General features: G+C 62.3%; 1 protein-coding gene. It reads right to left on the bottom strand.

Annotated features, from left to right (window positions below; genetic code table 11):
• Positions 1-422 precede the first annotated feature (422 nt).
• Positions 423-689: His/Gly/Thr/Pro-type tRNA ligase C-terminal domain-containing protein (locus tag B4E36_RS17860; protein ID WP_345900635.1), on the bottom strand; the 267-nt coding region annotated here is incomplete at its 5' end.

Below are 689 nucleotides of genomic sequence, written 5' to 3'. Positions count from 1 at the left end.
TCCCCCTCAAGGGGGGAGATTATGAGCTGCGACGCTTCTGCCATCACAAAGACCACGGAAAACTGAAAGGCTTGCCCCTCAGCCCGCGCGCTGCCGATCCTCCGCCTGCGCCGCCAGCATGACGCGGCAACTGAACACCGCGCCTGCGTGCAATAAACGGTTCGCAGCAATGCCTGCCGTTTTTTTGGTTTGGGGTGAATCTCACCAACCACCAAACAATCTCCCCCCTTGAGGGGGAGATGCCCCGATAGGGGCAGAGAGGGGTGAAACTTATCCGAGAGCACGGAGACTGCGGCTTTTAGGGCTCACGCCCTTTACCCCTCTCTGTCGCGTTCGCGACATCTCCCCCTCAAGGGGGGAGATTGTAGGCTGCGGCGTTTCTGCCCGTCGCAAAGGCCGAAAGAAACTGAGAAGCTTGCCCCTCAGCCCGTCCGCTTCCTATCCTCGGCCTGCGCCGCCAGCATCGCCCGGACCTCCGCGACGAGATCGCCTTCCGGCACGGTCTTCTGGGCCACGCGGGCCTCGCGCCATTCGGCGTTGTCCTCGATCTCGCCGGACAAGCGCTTGCCCTCGATCAGGTCTTTGATCTGGACGACGCCCTCGGCGCGCTCGTCACCGCCCTGGATGATCGCGATCGGGCAACCGCGGCGATCGGCATATTTGAGCTGGTTGCCGAATTTCTTCCAGTT

Origin of the sequence: Martelella sp. UBA3392 (assembly GCF_002358775.1) — a bacterium.
Lineage (GTDB): Bacteria > Pseudomonadota > Alphaproteobacteria > Rhizobiales > Rhizobiaceae > Martelella > Martelella mediterranea.
The sequence above is the reverse complement of the archived record's forward strand: the minus strand, read 5'-3'. Positions and strand labels throughout refer to the sequence as shown.